This is a genomic window from Embleya scabrispora DSM 41855 (genome assembly GCF_000372745.1).
Classification (GTDB): Bacteria; Actinomycetota; Actinomycetes; order Streptomycetales; family Streptomycetaceae; genus Embleya; species Embleya scabrispora.
Genome location: NZ_KB889670.1, coordinates 56,474 through 79,438 on the forward strand (window position 1 = coordinate 56,474; position 22,965 = coordinate 79,438).

General features: G+C 68.4%; 17 protein-coding genes and 6 pseudogenes. 10 read left to right on the plus strand and 13 right to left on the minus strand.

Features of this window, described 5'->3' with window-relative positions:
- Positions 1–332: 332 nt before the first annotated feature.
- Together A3IC_RS0122955 and A3IC_RS62540 are read right to left on the minus strand one after the other, a co-directional pair.
- Positions 333–1,808, minus strand: coding sequence for a M28 family peptidase (locus A3IC_RS0122955; RefSeq protein WP_158696062.1), 1,476 nt, complete (start codon positions 1,806–1,808; stop codon positions 333–335).
- A 788-nt stretch (positions 1,809–2,596) separates the two neighbouring features.
- Complete coding sequence (locus tag A3IC_RS62540) at positions 2,597–3,832, minus strand: glycosyltransferase 87 family protein (RefSeq protein ID WP_020552404.1); 1,236 nt, start codon at positions 3,830–3,832, stop codon at positions 2,597–2,599.
- A gap of 61 nt (positions 3,833–3,893) precedes the next feature.
- Here A3IC_RS62540 and A3IC_RS0122970 point away from each other — a divergent pair, with 61 nt between their 5' ends.
- Together A3IC_RS0122970 and A3IC_RS56025 are read left to right on the plus strand one after the other, a co-directional pair.
- Positions 3,894–4,550, plus strand: a complete 657-nt coding sequence (locus tag A3IC_RS0122970) for an IS630 family transposase (RefSeq protein ID WP_020552405.1) — start codon at positions 3,894–3,896, stop codon at positions 4,548–4,550.
- 94 nt (positions 4,551–4,644) lie between these two features.
- A pseudogene (locus A3IC_RS56025) lies at positions 4,645–6,086 on the plus strand (IS701 family transposase).
- Positions 6,087–6,117: 31 nt separating this feature from the next.
- Here the strand turns inward: A3IC_RS56025 and A3IC_RS73585 are convergent.
- Positions 6,118–7,187 (minus strand): IS630 family transposase gene (locus A3IC_RS73585; RefSeq protein ID WP_425387353.1). Its coding sequence is split into 2 segments (ribosomal slippage): positions 6,118–6,738 and positions 6,741–7,187, totalling 1,068 coding nucleotides; the frame shifts between segments, so codons are not numbered across the junction.
- 80 nt (positions 7,188–7,267) lie between these two features.
- Positions 7,268–7,573 carry a hypothetical protein gene (locus A3IC_RS56030; RefSeq protein ID WP_020552409.1) on the minus strand — a complete coding sequence of 102 codons (306 nt, stop codon included), beginning with the start codon at positions 7,571–7,573 and terminating at the stop codon, positions 7,268–7,270.
- Positions 7,574–7,734: 161 nt separating this feature from the next.
- On the opposite strand from A3IC_RS56030, the gene A3IC_RS0122990 reads away from it, so the two are divergent.
- A complete protein-coding gene (locus tag A3IC_RS0122990; protein WP_026218611.1) occupies positions 7,735–8,718 on the plus strand; it encodes a helix-turn-helix domain-containing protein in 984 nt (327 codons plus the stop codon).
- A gap of 1,248 nt (positions 8,719–9,966) precedes the next feature.
- Here A3IC_RS0122990 and A3IC_RS73055 read toward each other — a convergent pair.
- The 7 genes and pseudogenes from A3IC_RS73055 to A3IC_RS0123030 form a co-directional block, all read right to left on the minus strand.
- Positions 9,967–11,205, minus strand: a complete 1,239-nt coding sequence (locus A3IC_RS73055) for a C40 family peptidase (RefSeq protein ID WP_425387354.1) — start codon at positions 11,203–11,205, stop codon at positions 9,967–9,969.
- 156 nt (positions 11,206–11,361) lie between these two features.
- Complete coding sequence (locus A3IC_RS72625) at positions 11,362–11,484, minus strand: hypothetical protein (protein ID WP_020552413.1); 123 nt, start codon at positions 11,482–11,484, stop codon at positions 11,362–11,364.
- A 193-nt stretch (positions 11,485–11,677) separates the two neighbouring features.
- Positions 11,678–11,869, minus strand: coding sequence for a hypothetical protein (locus A3IC_RS0123010; protein ID WP_191864157.1), 192 nt, complete (start codon positions 11,867–11,869; stop codon positions 11,678–11,680).
- A gap of 58 nt (positions 11,870–11,927) precedes the next feature.
- Positions 11,928–12,029 (minus strand): annotated as a pseudogene (locus tag A3IC_RS73590) (hypothetical protein); the annotation flags it as partial.
- Between the two features lie 98 nt (positions 12,030–12,127).
- Positions 12,128–12,280: a hypothetical protein gene (locus A3IC_RS71220; protein ID WP_020552415.1), complete on the minus strand. Its 153-nt coding sequence runs from the start codon at positions 12,278–12,280 to the stop codon at positions 12,128–12,130.
- A gap of 36 nt (positions 12,281–12,316) precedes the next feature.
- Positions 12,317–12,694, minus strand: a pseudogene (locus A3IC_RS73595) (hypothetical protein); the annotation flags it as partial.
- Between the two features lie 175 nt (positions 12,695–12,869).
- The gene (locus A3IC_RS0123030; RefSeq protein ID WP_020552417.1) at positions 12,870–14,009 is read right to left on the minus strand and encodes a Fic family protein; all 1,140 of its coding nucleotides are present in this window, start codon (positions 14,007–14,009) and stop codon (positions 12,870–12,872) included.
- Positions 14,010–14,559: 550 nt separating this feature from the next.
- On the opposite strand from A3IC_RS0123030, the gene A3IC_RS0123035 reads away from it, so the two are divergent.
- The gene (locus A3IC_RS0123035; RefSeq protein WP_020552418.1) at positions 14,560–15,153 is read left to right on the plus strand and encodes a DUF6262 family protein; all 594 of its coding nucleotides are present in this window, start codon (positions 14,560–14,562) and stop codon (positions 15,151–15,153) included.
- 175 nt (positions 15,154–15,328) lie between these two features.
- Here A3IC_RS0123035 and A3IC_RS0123040 read toward each other — a convergent pair whose 3' ends face one another.
- Positions 15,329–16,300 carry an SDR family NAD(P)-dependent oxidoreductase gene (locus A3IC_RS0123040; protein ID WP_020552419.1) on the minus strand — a complete coding sequence of 324 codons (972 nt, stop codon included), beginning with the start codon at positions 16,298–16,300 and terminating at the stop codon, positions 15,329–15,331.
- Between the two features lie 55 nt (positions 16,301–16,355).
- On the opposite strand from A3IC_RS0123040, the gene A3IC_RS0123045 reads away from it, so the two are divergent.
- The 6 genes and pseudogenes from A3IC_RS0123045 to A3IC_RS0123075 form a co-directional block, all read left to right on the plus strand.
- Positions 16,356–16,778, plus strand: coding sequence for a MerR family transcriptional regulator (locus A3IC_RS0123045; protein ID WP_026218614.1), 423 nt, complete (start codon positions 16,356–16,358; stop codon positions 16,776–16,778).
- 1,236 nt (positions 16,779–18,014) lie between these two features.
- A pseudogene (locus A3IC_RS71225) lies at positions 18,015–18,254 on the plus strand (transposase); the annotation flags it as partial.
- A complete protein-coding gene (locus tag A3IC_RS56045) occupies positions 18,155–19,081 on the plus strand; it encodes an IS3 family transposase (RefSeq protein ID WP_079026623.1) in 927 nt (308 codons plus the stop codon). The pseudogene A3IC_RS71225 and the gene A3IC_RS56045, both read left to right, overlap by 100 nt.
- Complete coding sequence (locus tag A3IC_RS0123065) at positions 19,020–20,396, plus strand: IS30 family transposase (RefSeq protein WP_079026624.1); 1,377 nt, start codon at positions 19,020–19,022, stop codon at positions 20,394–20,396. Before A3IC_RS56045 ends, A3IC_RS0123065 begins: the two co-directional genes overlap by 62 nt.
- Before the next feature lie 67 nt (positions 20,397–20,463).
- Positions 20,464–20,718, plus strand: a pseudogene (locus tag A3IC_RS0123070) (integrase core domain-containing protein); the annotation flags it as partial.
- 16 nt (positions 20,719–20,734) lie between these two features.
- Positions 20,735–21,169, plus strand: a pseudogene (locus tag A3IC_RS0123075) (IS1380 family transposase); the annotation flags it as partial.
- A gap of 344 nt (positions 21,170–21,513) precedes the next feature.
- Here A3IC_RS0123075 and A3IC_RS56050 read toward each other — a convergent pair.
- Positions 21,514–22,827 carry a tetratricopeptide repeat protein gene (locus tag A3IC_RS56050; RefSeq protein WP_063744867.1) on the minus strand — a complete coding sequence of 438 codons (1,314 nt, stop codon included), beginning with the start codon at positions 22,825–22,827 and terminating at the stop codon, positions 21,514–21,516.
- Positions 22,828–22,965 lie beyond the last annotated feature (138 nt).

Genomic DNA, 22,965 nt, shown 5'->3' on the forward strand with positions numbered 1-22,965 from the left:
GCACGGTCTCGGAGACGATGGCCCTGCAGCCGACGCCTATCGCGGTGTGCCGCCTCCGGGTTTCGGGCTCCCGTACGCGGCGGACGCGGTTCCGGACTTCTTGGAGCGGACGAGGCACGAGCGGGATCCGTCGGCCCCGCCCGCCCGCGCCACCTCCGGCGTCCGCACCGGGATTGCCCGATCCGGAGCTCGAACCCATCGACATCACAGCCCCGTTGATCCGCCCCGGCGCCGGCCGGCCTTCAGGAACTTCACGGTGCCGGCTCGGCCTTCACGAACTCAACGGCGTCCGTGGCGGAATCCGCTTCGAAAGCGCGAGCGGTTCTCACCTGTCAGCGGCTGACGGCTCGCAGCGCGGCCCGGCCGGCGGTGGTGCAGATGGCGAGGGCTCTGGTGCCGATGTTGGTGATGGTGTCGCCGGCGGTGTGGTACCTGGGGTCGAAGGGTTGGCCGGCCGTACCTCCGAACAGTTCGGCTTCACGGTCGCTTTTGAGGGCTGCGGGTGCGCTGCGGACCGTGTCGATCCCGGCGACGGGAATCCCGGCGTCGAGGAAGGGGACTTGGTCGGACATGCCGTCGACGGGACCTTCGAGCCAGGGTTGACCGATGGCGGTGAAGTGGTCGATGTAGTGGCGTTGCGGCCCGTTGCCGTAGACGCCGATGACGTGGTTGGGGGCGGCGACCATGTCCAAGTTGAAGTAGCCGCGGATCGGCTGGAGCGGTTCGGTCTCGACGAAACGGCGGGAGCCGCGCATGCCGTCCTCTTCGCCGCCCCACCAGCAGAACTGCACGGGATTGGCGGCGGGCTCGGCGGCGAAGACGTGGGCGAGGTGGAGGAGCAACGCGGACCCGGAGCCGTTGTCGTCGATGCCGGGGCCTTGCGGGACGCTGTCCAGGTGCGCGCCGATCAGGTGTCTGGCGGCGGTGGCGTCCGGGGGCTCGGTGAGCACGCTGAAGGTGTCCACACGCCGCTGTCGCAGCTCCAGTTCGACGCGCACCGTGGTGCCGCCGGCTTTCATGTCCTCGCGCAGCGCGGTGGCGTCGCTGGAGAAGACGACTCCCGCCGGCGGCAGTTCGGCGTCTCCCGGAGCGTCGAAGACCAGGCCGATCGGGATGTCGGCTTGATCGAGGTAGAACAACACCGCCGGGACGCCGGCGGCTCGGGCGTTGATCAGGGCCCGGCGGGCGGACTCGGTCTGATCCGCGGCGATCCGTTGTCTCCCGACCACCCCGCCGCCGTGGCATCCGCCGCCGACGTACTCCCGGCGGGCACCGCGCAGCAGGTTCGGGCGCAGCTGCAACAGCGCCACCTTCCCGCGGGCGGCGATCCCCTCCCAACTGTCGGCGGCGTCACCGAAGGCATCGCGGGGCGTGACCAACTCCCCGGTGTCCCCACCGGCCGGTGAGGCCGCGACTCCTTGCGCCACGGTGTGAAAGACGCTGCGCTGCCGGGGGCGAACCTGTTCGACGATGTCCCGTATGTGATCCGTGCGGTCGTAGCCGACCGGCAGGCGCCGGGTGCGGTATCCGGCCTTGTGCAACTGCGCCTCCACGTAGAGAGCGGAGTGCGTGAAGCCGGGGAGGCCGGCCGCCCGGTTGCCGCCGTGCCGGGCAGCGATCACATCGAGTGTCTCCATGTGCCGCTTCACCGGCCCGGTCACCCGCTCCGCGGCCGAAGGGGCCCGGACGGGCGAGCCGTACGCCTGCCCGGCCGGCCCGGCCGAGGCCACGGCGCCTGCGGCCATCGCTCCCAGAATCCGCCTCCGGGACATTCCCTCGGCCATCCGGTGTCCGTCCTGTGACGTCACTGCCGGCTCCTTTCCGTTGCTGATGTTTCGGTCGGTGCGCGGGTCAGTGGACCGCACGCGGCAAATGCCGCCTCATCGCTCGAACCACCCGACATGAAGCGGGAATTGCCGGCTTCCTTCTTCGCTGCGGACGCGGTCCCGAGAGGGTGTTCCGGATCCAGTCCGGGTGGTCGGCCAAGGCGACGTCACCGTTGATGGCCTGGACCGTTGATATGGCTATTGCCGTTGCCAGTAACGCAGTTGCCCAGGCCCCCACTACGCGGGCTGTCCGAAACCCTGCCCCATTCCGGACGGCGGAACGGAATTGTGCCGGTCACACTCGGCCTTCGCGTCCCTGCCGCCGCCCGAGGCCACCTTGCTCTTCGTCGGGCCGCCACCCTCGCAACCGGGCGTGTTCAAGACGAGGCCACCCGCCGGAACCACCTCGTCCACCGACGGCAGCGCCGGGGGTCGTCCCGATCCCATGCGCCCGAACGTCGTCATCACTGCTGCTCCCGCCCGTAGTTATCCGCCGGTCGTGTGGTCACCCCCCGCCGTGACGGCGCGGGGCGTGACAACCGGTCTACGCCGCAGCGGGTTACCGTGACGTCACCCGAATCGGTTATCCGGTGTTAACACGGGGTGGCGGTCGGTGCCGGCGTCACGCCGACCCGCGCCGCCACGTGATCACCCGGTGGCCTCGGGGAAGGACCAAGGGACGCGGCGGGACCGGCGACGGGAAATCGAGGCGCCGCCGAAGGTGGAGGTTCAACAGGCTTTTGGGTCGGACCGCGGGTTCACCGACCGCCTCAACCGGTGCGAAGTTTGGCGCCCCCGTCTCCGATCAGTTTTCCGTCCCGTCCGAAGGCCAGGAGCAAGGCGTGGTCCGTGTTGGTGGCGGCTATGGAGAATCCTCGGGCGCCTGCGAATCGGCGGTCCTCGACCGGTCCGGACGCGATCATGCCGGGGGGTCCTTGACGGGGGAGGCGCAGGGGGCCACTGCCGGGGCCGGGTTGGGGCAGAAGGGGGACGTCGAGAGCCTTTGTGCCTTCGACGGGGACGAAGACCAGGCGTGCCACCTCCGGGCCGACCTGACCCTGGATCGTCACCATCCCACTCGAACCACCCCACCCGCCACTGAAGTTGAGCTGTCGACCGCTCGCCGCGTCCACGCCGCTCTCACACGCGTAGCCGACCGTGCCGTCCGCCCGCGGTATCCACATGTACGACATGCATCCATCCGTCGGTGGTCCCCACAGGGCCTCGTCATGTTGGTCGGGCGTCTCGAACCGCACGGAGACGGGCGACTCCCGAACGAGGAGCATCACCGCGCCGGCGGCCGTCGCGACGACACCCGCGTAGGCCATGGCCGTGCGCGGACGAACGACCAAACGCACACCCGGCAGGAGCCCCACCGTCGCCGGAGCCCGGTCCCGCAGCGGCGCGAGACCCCAGGTGCACACCGCGAGCGCCGCGAGCAACCGCACGTTCTCGCGCGCGAACCCGGCCGGGAGCCATCCGCCGACACTGAACGTCATGGCCACCAGCAGCACGACACCCCACGCCATGCGAGCCCTGCGCGGGCCCGCCACCAACAGCAGGCCCGCCAGGACCAGCCACACCTGGTGGTGCGTCCACGACACGGGCGACGCCACCACCGTCGCGCACCCCACCACGACCACACCCCGCGCCGCGTGGCCCTCGCGGTGACACTGACGCGCACCGACCAACGCCACCGCGCACACCAGGGCCGACAGGACCAGCCACGCCGCGGCGCGTTCCGGCGGCACCGCCCCCACCCGTATCAACGCGCCGTTGAGGGACTGGTTGCCGGGCGCGGCCAGATTCCCGATCCGCGAGGTGCTGAAGATCGCGTCGGTCCAGAACGTCGTCGACGCGGCCGGCCACAACACGTGGGCCAGACCCGTACACGCCGCGAACGACACGCCCGCGCGCACCGCGTCGCGGCGCCGGCCGGTGACCCACAGATAGGGCACGAACAGCAACGGCGTCAGCTTGATCGCCGACGCCACCCCGATCAACACCCNTGGGCATCGTGGTGGGTCGAAGTCAGGTCCGCAGGATCCTGCTCGCGGAGGGGGTGCGGTGGCGCCGTACGCGGTCGTGGGTTCGGTCGAGGGACCCGGACTTCGCGGGAAAAGGACGCGGATCGTCGAGCTCTACACCGACCCGCCCGAAGGCGTCACGGTCGTGTGCGCCGACGAACTCGGCCCGGTGATCCCGCGCGCGTTCCCCCCGGCGCCGGGTTGGTCGCCGGACGGACACCGCATCAAGAACGTGCTCGACTACAGTCGCGGGCCGGAGAAGACCTGGGTCTACGGAGGCCTGCGGGTCCGCGACGGGACCGAGGTCACGATGACCGCCTCGGCCCGCAACAGCGGCTTCCACCAGCAGTTTCTCCGGCTCGTCGAGGACGCCAACCCCACCGGCGACATCGTGGTCGTCACCGACAACCTCTCCTCCCACAACAGCGTTTCCACCCGGGAGTGGCTCGTCGACCATCCCAGGATCCACCATGTCTTCATCCCGGTCGGCGCCTGCTGGTTGAACCTGCAGGAGGGATGGTGGCGCATCTTCCGCAAGGCCGCACTGGCAGGCCGCTCGTTTTCCAACCCCGACGACATTGCCCAGGCCACGACCCTCGCGACCGTCCAACTCAACGCCCGTGCCAGACCTTGGATCTGGGGCAGACCGGCCCCACCGACCCGCACATTACGACGCCGGTTCGTGTACACCCTTTGAGGAACGCAGCACTACCGGTGGTTTGTTGACAGCGGCTCTGATTAGCAGTATGCCGTGAAGTAGCAGTATTTGTGGGCCCGTTCGGGGGTGTGCCGTGACCGCTCGTGTGCCGTGTCCGCCTGCGCCGGGGCCGTTGGAGGGGTATGCGGCCCGGTTCGACGACCTGTTCGGGACGCTTGCTCAGCGGCGGGGGTTCCGGGAGTACCTGGTCGGGTTGTTGGCGCCGCGGGACCGGAACAAGACGCTGACCTGCCTGGCGGGGGCGGAGCCGGTGGTCGGCGCGCAACATCGGGCGGTGCAGCGGCTGCAGTTCTTCCTCTCCGAGTCGACCTGGGACCACGAGCGGGTCAACGCCCGTCGACTGGAACTGCTGCTCGCCGATCCGGCGACCGCCCCGCACGGGGCGGGGGTGTTGGTGATCGACGATTCCGGGGACCGCAAGGACGGCTCGGCGACCGCGCACGTGGGCCGCCAATGGCTGGGACGGCTGGGCAAGACCGACAACGGGGTCGTCACGGTGACCACCCTGTGGGCCGACGAGCGGGTCCATTACCCGCTGCACGCCGTCCCCTACACGCCGGCCCGGCATTTCCCGAAGGGCCGGAACGACCCGGGGTTCCGCACCAAGCTGCGGATCGGAGCGGAGTTGGCGGCGCAAGCCCACGACGCGGGGTTCGTGTTCCGTGCGGTGGCCGCCGACTGCGCGTACGGCGACCAGGACGGCTTCCGCGGCGAACTGAGCGAGGCCGGACTGCCGTTCGTGATGGCGTTGAAGCCACGGCGCGGGACGTGGGCCTACGGCGACCAGGCCCGCACCCCGGTCGATGCCGCCCGCGAGCTGTCCTGGGGTGGGCCGCGGGATCCGGGCGACTGGAACGCGGTGATCCGCACCTTCCGTGACGGGCACACCGAGACGTGGTGGGCCGCCGATGCCACGCTGGGCTGGTGGGGCCCGGACGGGACGACCCGGCTGGTGGTCGCCACCGCCGATCCGGGGACGCTGCCGGCCAAGGCCACCTGGTACCTCGCCACGAACCTTCCCCGTCCCGGCGGGCCGCGCGAGGACGAGGCCCCGCACCCGGCCGCCGACCTGGACGAAATCGTGCGGATCCACGGAATCCGTCATTGGATCGAGCAGGGATACAAGCAGGTCAAGGACGAGTTGGGTTAGGCCGACTTCCAGGTCCGTTCCGACACGGCGATCCGCCGCCACCAGACCCTGGTGAACTGCGCGTTCTCGTTCTGCTGGGACGCCTGGTTCACCGAACAGGAGTCGACGAACACGCCGGTGCCGCAGCCTCGCGACGACACCGGAGAGAGGGGGCCGCCACTCGCTCCGAAACCCACAGCGCCGTCCTGGCCCCGGGCAATCCGGGCCGTCCGCGCCTGGATCGCCCCGTGGATCGCGCTGCAACGCTACTGGCGGGCCTGGTCGAACGCGCCCCCACCCCCACAGTTACAGGCCCTGATGAACTCGGTCGGTGCGGGCTGTGGCCTGCACCTTTACCTCCCGAACTAACAAACCACCGTTACTGAGGTTTTCGTTGTGATGTCGCTTGGTTGGGTTTCACTTCCTGGGTCGGATGACAAGTCCGGTTTCGGCGAGACATCCCTCGATGAGATGGGGGCGTCGTTGGATATGGCGGAGGCCGTGTCTGATCGTGCGGACCAGGTGGTCGGCGTCGGTGAACGCGACGTTCCCGGTGAAGCCGCGACGAACCAGCGACCAGATCCCCTCCACCGGATTCAGATCCGGCGCGTAGCTCGGCAGTTGGACGACCGTCAGCCAGTCGTGGTCGGCGGCATACTTCCGCAGATCCGCGGCGCGGTGGGTGTTGAGGTTGTCCCAGATCAAGACGATCGGTCCTCCCAACTGCAGATGCGCCCGCACCGCCAGGTCGCGGTAGTCCGTCCAGGCGAAGCCTCTCCGTTCCCCCTTGCGGCGGGTGTGGAGGCGGGGTCGGTAGATCAGACGGGAGCGTTCACCGGGTTTGTAGCAGGCCAGGGCGGCGATCGAGACCCGGCCGCGGGAGCCGCCGCGCACCCGGACCACCGGTGTGATCCCGCGTCGACCCCAAGTGCGTGCGTGCGGCGGCGTCATCGACATCCCGGCCTCGTCCTCGAAGACGATCCACGCGTCGAGCGCCGCCGCGGTGCTTCCACCGACGGCCACGTCTCCCGCACCCAACCCCGCACCGCGTCCTCGTCCCGCTCCACCGCCCGCCGGGCCGGTTGCTGACACGACCAGCCGGCGCGACGCAGCAGGTCCCACACCCCGTGGATCGAGTACGTCACACCGAAGCGGCGTCGGATCACGGCCTTGACCCGCATCAGTGTCCAGCGCTGATCCTCCCAACCATGGGCCCTCGGGCCCATGTCCAACTCCCTTTCCAGTGCCGCCACTTGCGAAGGATCCAGCTTGGGGAGCGACGCGGGGCCGGCGGACCGCAGACCCTCCACACCCGCCTCGCGCCAAGCCCGACGCCACCGCTCCACCGACCGACGCGCCACCCGTAACTCGGACGCGATCACCGCGTTGGACTCCCCGTGCTCGAACCGCTCGGCGGCGTCCAATCGCAACCGCTCCCGAGCCGCGCGTTCCTTGGGAGTCAACCCACCACCCTGCGCATACCGCATATCCACGGCATAGCGCAGGGATCTTCAACCGTCCACGACATCACGACGAAAACTTCAGTAAGCCGCCCAGCCGTGGCGGTTCAGCGCAGCCATCGGTCGAAAGCCTGTGGCACCAGCGCTGCTTGGACGCCGACGAGACCGAACGCGGCAAGCGCGGCGCTCGAGACCAACGCACGCTCGCACACCCGCAGCGCAGCGGCCTCCGCCACGGCGAGTGTCGGGGCAAGGAGGAACAATCCCAGGACCGGGCCGCCGGACGCGTGAGCGTGGACGCTCACGTGCTCCAGTCCGTCCTCCGGTTCGGCGGCCGCGAGCACGAACTCGGCAGCGCCGTCGGGCAGTCCGCAGTCGGTCGCATGCCGCAGGTACACGTGGATCAGATACATCAACCCAGACTGCGCACCTTGATCGCCGCGCACAGCATCCCGGAATGGCCGGTTTGCGTCATGGCCGGAACAGGACACCACCGCCGCGCAACCCCCTCGGCAGAGCCGGTCCGACATGGCATGATCACCAACTGGATGATCGGCTCTCTTGGGGGGAATCGATGTTGGACGTTTTGGGTCTCGACGACGTCGCGGAATCCGTGTACCGGGCGATGCTGGCCCGGCCCGACGAGGGTGTCTCCGCGCTGGCCGCACGACTCGGATTGAGCGAAGTACAGCTGCGCTCGGCGCTCGACACGCTGAGCACGCTGGCGCTGCTGCGCCCGTCTGCGGAACACGATGGACGACTGCACGCGGTCAGCCCCGATGTGGGCATGGAGGTCCTTCTCGCCCGCCAGGAGGCCGAACTCGTCGCCCGGCAGCATCGCATCGATGCCTCCCGCGCCGCAGCCGCACGACTGATCGCCGAATGCGCCGACCTGCGGCCCGCCGCCACCACTCCCGGCGTCGAGCAATTGATCGGCCTGGACCGAATACGCGACCGCCTCGTCGGGCTCACCCGCGAAGTCCACAGCGAGGTCCTGACGTTCGCCCCCGGCGGCGGCCAGACCATGGACAACATGGAAGCCGCCAAACCGCTGGACGGCGAACTCCTCGAGCGCGGCGTGCTGATGCGCACGCTCTACCTCGACAGTGTCCGCTACAACCCGCCCTCCATCGCCTACGCCGACTGGCTCACCGACCTCGGCGGTGAGGTCCGCACAGCCCCCACCCTGCCCGTCCGCATGATCATCGTCGATCGCACCACCGCCGTGGTTCCCATAGACAACCAGGACACCGCCCACGGCGCCGTCGTCCTGACCGGGCTGGGCACCTTGACCGCGCTTTGCGCGCTGTTCGACACCCTGTGGGACACCGCCACCCCACTCGGCAAAGGCAAGACTCGCGATACTCGCGGACTGACCACACAGGAATCGGAGACGCTGCGCCTGCTCGGCCAGGGACTCACCGACGACGCCATCGCCAACCGCCTCGGTGTCTCCGGCCGCACCGCCCGCCGCATCGCCGCCGATATCATGGACACTCTCGGCGCCCGCAGCCGCTTCCAAGCCGGTGCCGAAGCCGCACGTCGCAGTTGGTTGTAGGACGCCGATGGCTGCGAACGGTAAAACCAGCGGGTCGGGATTATCAGGATTCAGGTGTATGGGGTCCCATTCACGCGAATCGGGATCTCGACTCGGTTTCGTGCGGTTGTCGCCGGTTCGGCTCAGGTTGACCAACTCGTGGCCGCGGGCGATGAGAGGGTCGCAAACGCGTCAATGTTCCCGGTCGCAGTCGGCGCCAAAGCGCGTCGTGCAGGGCCACCACGGTGGGGCGGGAAGGGAAAGTCAACTACGCCGCGTCCCGGCCGCGCCGGCCGCAGCGCGGTCGGGTGGGCCGTGGGCGGCGCGCTCTGCGTGGCGCTCGGCGAGGACACGGCCGAGGCGGTCGGATTGGGCGTGGGCGACGCCGACTTCTTCTTGTCGTCCCCGTCCAGGACCACCACGAGGGCGGCGAGGACCGCGCAGACCACGAGGATGGCGGCGGTCACCATCGCACTCAGCGGTCCTTTGCCGTATGGGTGCCGTGGTCCGCCGTCCCCCGGGTACTGCGGCGTGCCGTCGTACGGATTCTGCGGAGGCAGGGAATACTGATGCCCGCCTTGAGGGTACTGCTGCCCGGGTACGGCTGGTTGCTCCGGTATCCCTGGCCTGGCTGCTGCCCGTATCCGGGGTAGCCACCCTGTCCGGGTGATGGCGGCATCGTCATGTGCCCAGCCTGCCCGATCGGGTGAACCTCGTGCTCAGTTACAGGATTCGGCGCAGGATGGTCGATCCAGGAGGCAGCGCCGGACGACTTCGATGCTTGCTCGATCCCTCAGTCCCTGCGACCACGGCACCTTCCTCGGAGCCCGCTACCGACGCATCGTCAAACACCGCGGTCACGCCAAAGCCGTCGTCGCCGTCGCCCGCTCCATCCTCGTCATCACCTGGCATTTGTTCAACGAACCCGACGCCCACTATCAAGAACTCGGGGCCGACCGGCACCAACGCCACCTCAACCCCGGTCGCAAAACCCGCGACCTCGTCCGCCCAACTCCAAGCCCTCGGCCACCAGGTCACCCTCGCACCCGCAGCCTGATCACCCCCACCCGCCGCCCGGACATCCGTTCCGCTCCGCAGAACGGATACCGCCCCCTGCCCGGAGGACGTTGAAGACTCCGTTCAGCTTCAGAGTCAAGCTCAGGCAGGGGTGGCGGCAACAAAGGTGCCGGCTCCGACCAAAGAGTGGTCGGAGCCGGCACCGTGTGCTTCCGCGCAGACACGACTCCCGCCATGCACGCGATGGGTTCGTCAGCCGACGAAGTGGATGTTCTTGGTGTTGAGGTAGTCGCCCCAGCCGTTGCCGGTGATGCGGTGGTAGTTGTCGAATCCGTTCCCGTCGCCCACGCCCATGGTGATGCCGCCGTCCGACTCCTGGGTGATGATGTCGGCCTTGCCGTCCCCGGTGACGTCCGCGAAATGCATGCGCCCGCCGTCGAGATAGTCGGCGAAGCCCGTTCCGGTGATGCGGTGGTAGTTGTCGAATCCGTTCCCGCCGCCCACGCCCATCGTCACGCCGCCGTCCGACTCCTGGNTGATGATGTCGGCCTTGCCATCCCCGGTGACGTCCGCGAAATGCATGCGCCCGTTGTTCAGGTAGTCGCCCCAGCCGTTGCCGGTGATGCGGTGGTAGTTGTCGAATCCGTTCCCGCCGCCCACGCCCATCGTCACGCCGCCGTCCGACTCCTGGATGACGATCTCCGCCTTCCCGTCCCCCGTGACATCCGACGTACGAGCGTTGTCGACGACGTTGACGGCTCGGATCGGTGTGAAAGTGCCGTGGCCGGAGAAGTAGGGGTACGGAATCTCGCGGTGATGGACGCCGCTGGACGTGAACTCATATCCGTCGTAGGCCGTTTGGGCATCGTTGGTCCAGCCTGCGAAGATGACCACGTGGCCGAGACTCCCGCTTGCGGGATTGTTCAACGCGTCGCCCGGTTTGAGCTGGGACTTGGAGATGGGCGTGGCAGCGCCTGAGGAGACGAAGGTGCCCGTCACAAGGCCGGGGGTCGGCAACCCCCATGCCATCGAGGCGAATCCCGAACAGTCCCGCCGGTAGCCCTGGTAGAAGCCTCCCTGGTCATATATGAGCCCCTTGCCCACCCACGTCTCGGCCCGCTGCAGAACCTGGCTGCGCGTGAGTTGCGCCGCTGCTGCGGCGAGCATGCGGCTCTGGGTCGGCGTCAGCGATGGCCCCTGACCGCCGCCTCCTTTGTCGTTGGACGTTGCGGCGGAAGGCGTCGAGCCGTCCGCCGGGGTGGCGGCCTGCGCCTGGCCGAGGAGGCCGAGGCCAAGGGAACCGGCGAGAACGATGCCGACGGTTACGCGCCGAAGAGCATTGAATGTTTGCATACCGAACTCCAAGGAGGGCAAGGGGTGAAGGGTGTGAAGGCAAAGGTGGGAAGACTGCGGCAAGCCGAGCCGCGGGCGGATCAGGCTCGGAGCCGTTCCGACCAACGCGGACGTGCATTCGGCGCGGCCACAGTGCATGGGAGGGATGCCGAGTGCTCAGCGAAAGCCCCGGCTGTCCGGAAAAGCGGCTCGACGGCCGGGCGGCGCCCGAAAGCTACGCATTTACGCGCCGGCACCTGAGCCGGCCATGCAAGAACGTTGCCGGCGCTTGCAGATGGCCGGGGACGGGGAGGGCTACTGCCAGCCCATGGTGTCGGTGTGGGCGATGGGAAGCGGGGCGGGGACCGGGGTGGCCACGGAGGCGGCGATGGCGAGGGCGGCGACCACGGCGGCCTTCGCAATGCAGGTGCGGATCATGGCAGAGCTCTCCTTCAGGACACAGGTGCGGGGTGTGTTCCGGATCCGGTCGCCTCCCGCGGTGAGGCCGCCCCGGTTTCCGCGACTGCTTGTCGCTGCCGTTGGGTACCAGCATGTCCGCTGGTCAGAGGCATATCCAGGGGGTCGAGCTGTCCTGAAGCGGCCCTGTCCTAAGCCGTCCAGCCCGGCGGGTTCAGAACAGCCGGCGGTCGAACGCCTGCGGCACCAGCCCCGCTTCGACGTCGACGAGCACGAACCCGGCCTGCCGTCCGCCCGGTGCCACAGCGCGTTCGCAGACGCGGCGTGCCATGGCCTCCGCGACGGCAAGGGCCGAAGCGGTCAGGAAGAGTCCGAGCACCGGGTTGCCGGGCGCGTCGGCGTGCACGCTGACATGCTCGACCCCGTCTTCGGACCGGGCAGCGGCCAACACCAACTGGGCTGTCCTATCGGGGAGTCCGCTGTTCGACGGGTGACACGTAGTCCAGGGCCGAGTAGAGCCGTTCCTCGTTGTACCAGCCGACCCAGCGCACGACGGCGCGTTCGAGATGGGTGAAGTCTCTTCAGGGGCCCTGCATTTCGATGAGCTCGGCCTTGAACGTGCCGTTCAGTGCCTCGACCGTCGCGTTGATGCTCCTATGGTTCGTCAAGTCGGATTCACTGCTGGCTTCTTGGCCTTGATGTGCTGGTAGATCTCTCGGGCCAGGTACCGCTCGAGGCAGCGGACGATTTCCTGTTTTGTCTTGGCCTCGGCCGAGCGTCGGGTGATGTAGTCGATTGTGGGCAGGTGGAAGCGCATACGGACGATCACTACGCGGTAGAGCGCGGAGTTCAGCTGTCGGTGGCCGCCACGGTTGAGCCGGTGCCGGTTCGTCTTGCCTGACGATGCCGGGACGGGTCGGGCGGCCGTGGCTGGGGCCGTTAATCGCGGTCGAGGACGGCGGGCCCTTGATCGCGTGGATGGGCGCCGTCGTCCGCCGGCGGCGTGGGGGTGTGGGTGTGGGGTTCGGGTGGGTGGACGATCCGTGGCGGGTGCGGCAGGAGGATCGGCCGGCGACCACGGCCGCGCTGCTGCGGTCGCTGGGCAGGGAGCGGAAGGCGGGCGGTTCGGGGACGCTGTGGCGCTCGACGGTGGCCGGCGGAGGAACGCATGCTGATCGGCGAGTTCGTGGGTGACGCGGAGGAGCAGTTGGTGGGGTTGCGCGGGGCGCAGAGCGGGAGCACCGCGGACGCGGCCCGGGGCGGTACGGACGAGGAGACCCGGGTGGGGCGGGTATTGCGATGGTCCGTCGGACCCGCCGACGGTGTGGGGCCGTGCGACCCGCCGGTTCCGGTGGTCGGTGTCGGCCGGTGGGTGCCGTTCCCGGTTGCACGGATCCCCTTGCGCGTCACTCGGTGTACGGGTTGACGATGCGGTGGGGTCGCTTGGCGATCTCCAGCACGTTGTGCGGGAAGCGGGGGCCTGCGACGTAGTGGCGGCCCTTGGTCTGTCCCACGGCGGTCAGTACTCCTGCCTTCGTCAGTGCCTGGAGGTCGCGTGTCGCCTGTTGGGTGTTGATCGCTTCGGCCCGTTCGTAGCGGGAGCGTCGCACTCTGCCGACCATGGCGACTTCGTGGAGGGCGGTGACCTGGCGTTCGGTGATGCCGTCGGCTTCGGCGGCCTCCATGAGCTGTATCCAGCATGCGTTGGAGCGGGCGATACGGTGTTGCACGCGTTGGGCTTGTTGGTGGTAGGCAAGGAGGTTGAACTTGATCCACGGCAGTGTGTCGCGTTCGGGTGACCAGAGGGGGCCGCCGACCTCGCGAAGCACTTTGTAGTAGTCCCAGGTGTTGCCCGGCATGCCCAGCCATTCCTCGATCGAGGAGAACTCGGGGGCCAGGACGCCGCCGCGGGCGATCAGCAGGGTCTGCAGGGAGCGGGACATCCGCCCGTTGCCGTCCGACCACGGATGGATCTTCACCAGGTTCAGGTGTGCCATCGCGGCCCGGATGAGCACGTGGTCGTCGAGGTCGCCCTCGTTCAGCCAGTCGACGAGCTCGCCCATCAGGTCCGGGACCAACTCCTGATCCGGCCCCTCGTAGTCCGTCGCCAGCTCGTCGCCGGGGGCCGTGATCCGGATCGAGGTCCTTCGCCACTGCCCCGCCCTCTTCAGCGGATGATGATGCCCCTGCAACATCCAGTGGAGCGCGTTCAGCAGTTCCTTGCCGTACCGGAAGTCGGTCACGTCGTGCAGTGATTGGATGTATGTCATGGTCTGCTGGTAGGCCAGCGTCTCCGCCTTGTTCTCGTCGCTCGCGTCGACCTCGCGTTCCCCGTCCATCAGGTCCGCGACGTCCTTGGCGTCGACCCGGTAGCCCTCGATCGTGTTCGACGCCGCGATGGCACTGGCCGTCAGGGCCTTGCGCAGATCGAGGGTCCATTTCCTGGGCGCCTGCTGCACCGCGTGGCGCAGCCGATCACGCATCGCGTCGACCTGCTCCAGGACCTGCAGGTCGACGGGCTCGAGACGGGGAGTCGCATACAACATGCGGCAATGATACCAAGCTCCTATCATTCCATGCTTGTGGGTTTCGGTCGAGGGGCGCCACTCCGGCATCCCGGAGGCGGCTTCACGCAGGCATGGGAACCTCACGGGTCCGCACACCGGCGGTTCGGCCCCGACGCGACGCTCTCGCCGCCATCGCCCGAGAACCCGAGAACCCGACCATGACCGGGAGAAGCGGTGGGGTCGGGGCTGTGACGGTCGTCGACCACGGGCGGCATGTGTGTCCGCGGGGTCGAACGCAATGCGCCCGCAGTCGACGGTGCCGGCCGTGATCCGCAGGTGCGGGCATGGCGGCGGCCCGTGCGGCTGCCGTGGCGCGACGCGGCGGACGGGCGGGTGCGGTCGTGGGTGCCGCAGGTGTTCGCCCGCCACGCGGACGGCACCGCACTGCCGGCCCACCGTCCCGGTCGCGCCGACGCGGGCGGGGTGCGGGCGCTGCAGGCCGCGGCGGTGATGGCCGGGGCGTGTGCGCAGATCGCGAGTACAGCGAAACGTGCACAACCGACGACAACGACCCCGAACAGGAAACTGCATGAACACCGCCACCGTTCCCGAACCCCGCACCGCTGCCGCCCTGGCCGCCCGCCGCCGCAAGACCGAGACCGCCCTGGAGCAGGTCCACCAGGCCATTGCCCGGCTCCGTCGCGAGAAGGCCCAGGTCAGTGTTGCCGCCGTCGCCCGCCGAGCGGGCGTCTCGCGCACCTTCCTCTACGACAACGGCGAGGCCAGAGCCGCGGTCGCCGCGGTATTGACCGAGGCCGGCGAACGCCGGTCCCGCACGCTCGCCGAGCAGGACGACGAGCGCGAGGCGACCTGGCGCGAACGCGCCCTGAACGCCGAGGAGGCCCTCAAGGCCGCCCACGCCGAGATCCTCACCCAGCGCACCCGGATCGGCGAACTCCTCGGTCGGATACGCGACTTGGAAGCAGAATGGACCCAGGAAGCCGTCCAGCGGATCACCAGCGAGAACACCACCCTCAAACAGCGCGTCCGCCGGCTCACCACCGACAACCGCACCCTGGACGAACGGCTCAAGGCCGCCCGCTCCAACCTCCGGTTCCAGGACCGCCGCATGGTCGACCTCGAAGCCCAGGTCGCCGACCCCTCACAGGGAGATCAGCAGTGACGTCGACGGTTCCGACCCATCGCGCCTGACGGCACGACTCGGTCTTGGGAGCCCGGCAGCCCACGGCGGCCCGGCTCCCGAGATCTCTTCACCTGCGGCGACGTGAGGCCGGGGGCTTCTCATGCCGCTTGGAGTGCCGCGATGGCACGTGGGTCGGCGCAGGCGGCACGCGGGTTCATCGAGGGATCGGGGTGGCGCCGGTCGCCGCGACGGACAGTTCCCATAGCCGTGCCGCCGTGTCGGGGCCGATGGCGTACTCGCGGACACCGCCGTCGTCCATGGGCTCTGCGGGAGCAGAGATGCGCGCGACATCGCAGTCCTCGAGGTAGAGCCCGCCACGACCGTCCAGGAGTGGAGACGTGGCTGCCCACAGACCGGTGGCAGCGCCCTGGGAGGGTGTCTTGAAGTCGGCGCCGATCACGTTGCCGTGCTCGTCCACCCATCCGCGTTCGATCTGCTCCTGGAGCGTCATCTCACGCTGGAGGCCGGTAATGATCTTTCCCGGGTGGAGGGAGAACGCCCGGACGCCGTCGTTGCGTCCGAGGGCGTCGAGCTGCACGGCGAACAGGACATTGGCGGTCTTGGCCTGGCCATAGGCCAGCCACTTGTCGTAGCCGGTGCGGAAGTGCGGGTCATGCCAGCGGATGTCGGTCAGGGCGTGCCCGGCGGAGCTGTTGATGACGACGCGCGCACCGTCGGCGGCGGCCAGGAGCGGGTAAAGCTCGCAGGCGAGTGTGAAGTGTCCGAAGTGGTTGGCGGTGAGCTGGCCTTCCCAGCCGGGTCCGACGCGTCGCTCGGGGGTGGCCATGACGCCGGCGACGGCCATCAGAAGGTCGAGCCTGTTGGTGGAGTCACTGATCCGTGCGGCGGCGGCGCGAACGCTGTCGAGGTCTGCCAGGTCCATGGGGATGACTTCACAGCCATCCACATCCTCAAGTGCGGCGCGGGCCACGCCGGGCCGGCGTGCCGGAACGATGACCTGGGCCCCGGAGGCCGCCAGGCCCCGGGCGGTTTCCAAGCCGAGCCCGGAGTAGCCCCCGGTCACGACGGCGGTCGTGCCGGAAAGGTCGAGGCCGACCATGACGTCCTCGGTGGTGCTGGTGGCAGAGAAGGGCGAGCCGAGCGGCTGCTGATCAGTGATGGTCATGCCGATGACGCTACGAGCTAGAGCAGGGTCTAGATCAAGTCCTAGACTGGGCGGCATGGCGACTACCGAGGCCCCTGCGGAGCCACTGAGCATCGGCGAAGTGGCCGAGCGGACCGGACTCAGCGTGCATGCACTGCGCTTCTACGAACGCGAGGGCATGCTCGTCGGGCCGGTCCAGCGCACCGCGGGCGGCCGACGGCGATACACAACAGTCGATGTCGAATGGCTGCTGATCTGCGTCAAGCTGCGTGAATCCGGCATGCCGCTCGCCGACCTCAAGCACTTCGCCGAGTTGGTACGCCACGGCCCGGGCAACGAGGCAGAACGTCTGCAGCTCCTCGATGCCCATCAGCAGCGCGTCGAGGCACAGATTCAGGCGCTGGAGGAGTGCCGCTCCATCATTGCCTGGAAGGTCGGCATCTACGCCGAGAACCTCGCCCGCGGCGAGGCCGGCGGGCTCTGGGACCCGACAGGCTGAGGCAACGAACAACACCAAAAAAACGTCGAGTCACCATCGCGGACACGTAGTCTATGAATCGTCGCAGTTCAGAGCCGGTTCACGAGTCGGCCGGCACGACGCTTCGACGGCGTGGTGGCCCAGTCCTGGGCGGCGGCGGTCACCACTCGCCGGCAACGACCACGGGCAACACTTGGCACGGCGCCGGCGGGGGCGGTTGGGCCGGCTCACCGCGGGCAACCCCGCCCTGGCCGCGTCCGGTGGGGGCGTCTCGGCGGTTCTCCTGACCCGCGCGGTGGTCACCTATCCCGAAACCGTCGCCCTCGCCCGGGCGTTGACCACACTTGGCGGGGCCCCGACACGAGGGGCCGCGCCCGACACCGCCGGCGCTGTGGCCCACATCGCCGGCCACCTCGGGCTCGCCCGCCTGGTGGTCGCACCCGACGACCTCCTGTGGGCCCGACTCCACCACCGGCCCCCGGGCGCCGGCCCGGCCCGAACCCGCCCCGGACACCAACACTCATAGGCGCGTCAACACAACTGCAGGAAACCCGCGCCCGGTCTCAACACAACTACCGAACCCGGGGAAAGACCAGGTCACAAACAGCCCGAACACCCCGCCCGAACCACACCGATCAGCAGACCCGAACCCGCACACCCCCAACCGCCTCGGCATGTTCTCAACCAACCCGCAGAACCCCACCCCACACACAAGATCAAACCGCAACACCACCGCCACGCCACAGCGCCGGCGAGATGGACACGGCCGAGATCCACCTCGACGACGCCGCGTGGCACCGACTCGCCGTCTTCACCCGAGTCCCCCACCACCACCTTGCGCGGGCGCTCCCCCACCTCGCACGGCCCCGGGATCGGAACCCGGCTCGAATACCGGACGCTGTCGGGGCGACCGGGGCCGGCATCGCCTCGTGGCACCGCCCAGGCCCGTACGAACAACCCTCGTGGGCGTGTCCGTGGTGCACCCTGCGACACACCTGCGGCGCCACCGCGCGGGCACGGGTGTACCTGCCCGCCCACCGCGTGTGGTGCCCGCGGCACGCGTGTTGGAGCACCGGCGGGCTCCGACCGCGGCTCCTGGACACCCGGGGTGTGCCCCCGGAACAACCATCCCGATACAACTGCGAAACCCCAGCCCACACCCCCCACACCACCCCACAACCAACAACCACTCACACCGTTGTTCGAACCGCTCCGGGTTTGATCGAGACTCTCATTCTTGAGAGGATCGGACGAATCATGCCGAAGAACTATCCAAGGGACCTCAAGGAGCGGGCCGTGCGGCTGGTGCTGGAGTCCCGTGACCAGTACAAATCCGAGCACGCGGCGATCCGCTCGATCGCCGCCAAGCTCGATGTGGGGCCCGAGTCGCTGCGCAATTGGGTGCGTCAGGCCGAGGTCGACGCCGGTGGCCGACCCGGCACCACGACGGAGGAGTCCGCGCAGTTGAAGGCGTTGAAGCGGGAGAACGCCGAGCTCAAACGCGCGAACGAGATCCTGAAGGCGGCGGCGTCTTTCTTCGCGGCCGAGCTCGACCGGCCACACACACGCTCGTAGCGTTCATCGACGAGCACCGGGACCGCTTCGGCGGAGTCGAGCCGATCTGCAGCGTGCTCACCGCGCACGACTGCGGCATCCACCCGTCCACCTACTACGCCTTCAAGAAGCGCCTGCCCTCCGCGCGCTCCGTTCGCGACGCGGAACTGACCGCCCTGATCGAGAACATCCACGAAATCAACTACGGGGTCTACGGCGTTCGCAAGGTCTGGGCCGAGTTGAAGCGCCGCGGCCACACCGACGTCGCCCGATGCACGGTCGCCCGGTTGATGAGGGATGCCGGGCTCTCCGGCGCGGTCCGCGGCCGCAAGGGCCGCACCACGGAACCGGACCCGACCGCCGCGCGTCCGCCGGACCTGCTGCGGCGCGCGTTCGTCGCCACCGCGCCGAACCGCGTGTGGGTGGCGGACTTCACCCACGTCGCCGCGTGGGCCGGCACCGTCTACGTCGCGTTCGTCGTGGACACCTTCTCGCGCCGCGTCGTCGGCTGGTCGGCCGCCACGAACAAGCGCACCGACCTCGTACTCTCGGCGTTCGAAATGGGCCTCTGGCAGCGTGACCGAGCGCAATACCCCGTCCGGCAGGGGGAGTTGATCCATCACAGCGACGCCGGCTCGCAAGGCGGATTCAACCGGTCGTCGCAACACTTCAACAATGGAGGTGTGGATGGGCAGGCCGGCGGGGTGGATGCGGGAGTTGACGGGCAGGGCGGTGATGAAGTCGCCGGGGAAGCCCTCACTGCGTCGTGACGTCGAGCGGTTGTTCTGGCGTGAGGTCGCCAAGGGGCTGACCAGCGAGGACGCGGCGGTCGCGGTCGGCGCGTCGCAGGCGGCCGGCAGTCGGTGGTTCCGGGATCGTGGCGGCATGCCCACACACTTGGTCACCCCGCTGTCGGGTCGTTACTTGTCGTTCGAGGAACGGGAGGAGATCGCGCTGCTGAAAGCCCGGGGCGTCGGGGTCCGGGAGACTGCCCGCCGGTTGGGCCGCGACCCGTCGACCGTCTCGCGGGAGCTTCGCCGCAACGCCGCAACCCGCGGTGGGAAGCTGGACTACCGGGCGTCGGTTGCGCAGTGGAAGGCGGAATTGGTGGCGAGGCGCCCCAAGACCGCCAAGCTGGCCGGGAACGAGCGGCTTCGCGAGTACGTGCAGGACCGGCTCTCGGGTCGGGTCCACCGGCCCGACGGAACACCGGTGCCGGGGCCGGGGACGGCGCGGTGGAAGGGCCGCAACAAGCCGCACCGGCAGGACCGTAGGTGGGTGACGGCCTGGAGCCCGGAGCAGATCGCCCACCGGCTCGAGGTCGACTTCCCCGAGGACGAGTCCATGCGGATATCGCACGAAGCGATCTATCAGGCGCTGTTCGTCGAGGGGCGCGGAGCACTGCGGCGCGAGCTGGTCGCCTGCCTTCGCACCGGGCGGGCGCTTCGCGTTCCGCGAGCCCGTTCCCGACGACGCCCCGCGGGGCACGTCACCTCCGAGGTGATGATCGGCGAGCGGCCCGTCGAGGCCGACGACCGGGCGGTTCCGGGCCATTGGGAGGGCGACCTGATCATCGGCACGGGCCGGTCCGCGATAGGCACGCTCGTGGAACGCACGACGCGGTTCACGGTGCTGCTGCACCTGCCGCGCATGGAGGGCTACGGCGTCCAACCGCGGGTGAAGAACGGCCCGGCGCTGGCCGGCTATGGCGCCGAGGCGATGAAGAATGCGATTGCGGCCAGGCTCATCGAGCTGCCCGAGGAACTACGTCGATCGCTGACCTGGGACCGCGGCAAGGAACTCGCCCAACACGTGCAACTCCGTTGTGAGACAGGGCTGTTGGTCTACTTTGCCGACCCGCACAGCCCGTGGCAGCGCGGCACGAACGAGAACACCAACGGACTGCTGCGTCAGTACTTTCCCAAGGGCACTGATCTGTCCCGCTGGAACGTCGACGAGCTCGAGGCCGTCGCCGCCGCACTCAACGGCCGTCCCCGCAAGACACTCAACTGGCGAACTCCCGCCGAGGCCCTCAACGATCATCTACGCTCACTGCAAGTAAGCGGTGTTGCAACGACCCCTTGAACCCAAGCAATACACCTCGTTCCGCCTCGCCGCCCACCTCGCGCGCGAGGGCACCGCCGGATCCATCGGCACCGTCGGCGACGCCCTCGACAACGCCCTGATGGAATCCACCATCGGCCTCTACAAAACAGAGTTGATCAAACCCCGAGGCCCGTGGCGCACCCTGGCCACCGTGGAACTCGCCACCGCCGAATGGATCGACTGGTACAACCACACCCGACTCCACGGTGAGATCGGCCACGTCCCACCCGCCGAGTACGAAGCCAGGCACTACCAAGGACAGCCAAAGCCGCAGGTCACCGCCATAAACCCGAGTCTCTAACGAACCCGGAGCGGTTCACCCCGACGCGCAGTTGCGGATCACCGACGTCGACGGCAACCGGTGCGTGGCCTTCGTCACGAACACGGCCGGCGGGCAGCTCGCGGACCTCGAACTCCGCCACCGCCGACGCGCCCGCGCCGAGGACCGCATCCGCCAGGCGAAGGCGACCGGCCTGCGGAACCTGCCCCTGCACGGCTTCGCACAAAACCAGGTCTGGTGCGAACTCGTGTCCCTCGCCCGCGAGTTGGTCGCCTGGACGCAGATGCTCGCCCTGACCGGCGACGCCCGCCGGTGGGAGATCAAGAAGCTCCGCTTCCGGCTCTTCTCGGCCGCAGCCCGCCTGGTTCGCACCGGCCGACGGATCGTCGTCCGCCTGCCGGAGCGATGGCCCTGGACCGGGCACATCCTCGAGGGAATCGCCCGACTCGACCGGCTCGCCGCACCCACATGACACCCGACCCGATCGCCCCGACGAACCGAGACAAAACCCGGAGACGTGGAAACCGGCGCCGATCCGACGCGACAATCGGGCCACCGGCATGCCCAAGCATCAAAAGGGCCGCACCTCACAAGCACAGAGTCCCCGCCAGCGAACCGACGAGGACTCATGAACGATCGAGGTTAGGCACCCGACGTCAGTCGATGGTCATGCCTGTAACAGTCGAAACGACCACGGTCATTCATGCCCCGACCAGCACACAAACACCCACACGACACCCGCGCCCCACTGACGATCAACCACCGCCACCCCGACGCGCACTCACACCTCTGAAAGACCGGTCACGACGGCGCAACTCACACTGCCCAAGGGTTCTCAAAGGCAGGGGTGGTGTCGCGCTCATGCCAGGCCGCTATGGCGTCCTTGACCCGTCCTCCACGGATCAGCAGATCCGCCAATACGGCGACATCCATTCCGCTGGTCGGTGTCAGAATCGCAATAGCTTCTTCGAGGCACCCGGTATCAGCCAAGAGGTCGGCCAGACGAAACTTCATGTTCCGGGTGTCGGCATCGGGCCGGGCACGTAGTTCGATGATGGCTTGCTCAGCACGGCCGCAGCAAGAAAGCAACCAAACGCGTTCGAAGAACAGTTCGGCCGACATGCCCCCGTTTCGCGCGGCAATGTCGTCGATAATCGCAAAGGCCTCCTCGGTCCGCCCGTGCTCCGTCAACAATGTCAGCAGGGACTTCAGAACCCCTTCGTCACCGGCCGCCGCCCCCGACGCAGAGCGCAGCACCAGAACCGCCTCGTCGAAACGATCGTTTCGGGTCAACAGGTCCGCCAATCCCACTGTGGCATCCGGCGAACCGGCTGCCGCAAACGGCCGCAAGACATCGGCGGCGGCGTCCACATGACCTCGCTCCTCCAGCAAATCAGCCAGACGGTAGGACGCATCTCGCCCACCGGCCCCGGCAGCGAATTCGCGCAAATCTGGCAGCCGATCGTGACGTGCCAAGATGTCGGCATACTGTTCGATCACGTTAGCCGATGCGCCGTTGGGGTGGTAAATGCGCGTATCCAGCAGGGCCAGCGCCTCATCCACCCGTCCCTGCCGCTCCAGTACGGCAGCAGGCAAACCCACAACGGTCGGAGCCTCACCGAAGCGCGGCTCGGCAGGGACGGTAGGCAGCAAAGCCATCACTGTGTCGCCCCTGCCGCACCCGGCGGTCAAATTGACCAAAGCTCGCCCGCATACTTGTTTCCCCGCGTGTGGACGCAACAGGGTGATCACTTCATCGGTGTGGCCCAAGCCGGCCAACAGCGTCGCCAGCCGCTTAATCGCAGAGAGGTCGCCAGCTTCCGCTGACGGGCGGACCAACGCAACCGCCTCGTCACGACACCCCCAATTGTCGATAATGTCGGCGGCTGCACCCACCGCCTCCCACCAGCCGATTTCGATGAAGGGGGCAATGACATCGAGGACTCCATCGCGCTCGCCCCGCCCAGCAAGCAACTGAGCCAAGCCCACTGCGCAGTACCAGTCGCCCGACTCTGCCTGGGAGCGAACTTCGTCAAGATGGCCGTGCTCGATCATGGTCGCCACCACCCACGGCGGCAGCCAAGGATCAAAGGTACGAAGACGTCGATCGAGCTCAGCCAAAGTATCCATGCTACGACTGTAGCGGCTAACAATAAGGAGGCGTACACAGCCCCTCAACCCCAGGATGCACCGCCCGAAACTTCGACGAGACAGGCTATCTCAAAAAAGTTTTCCGTCGATTCCCGAGAATTGACCCTCAATCATGTC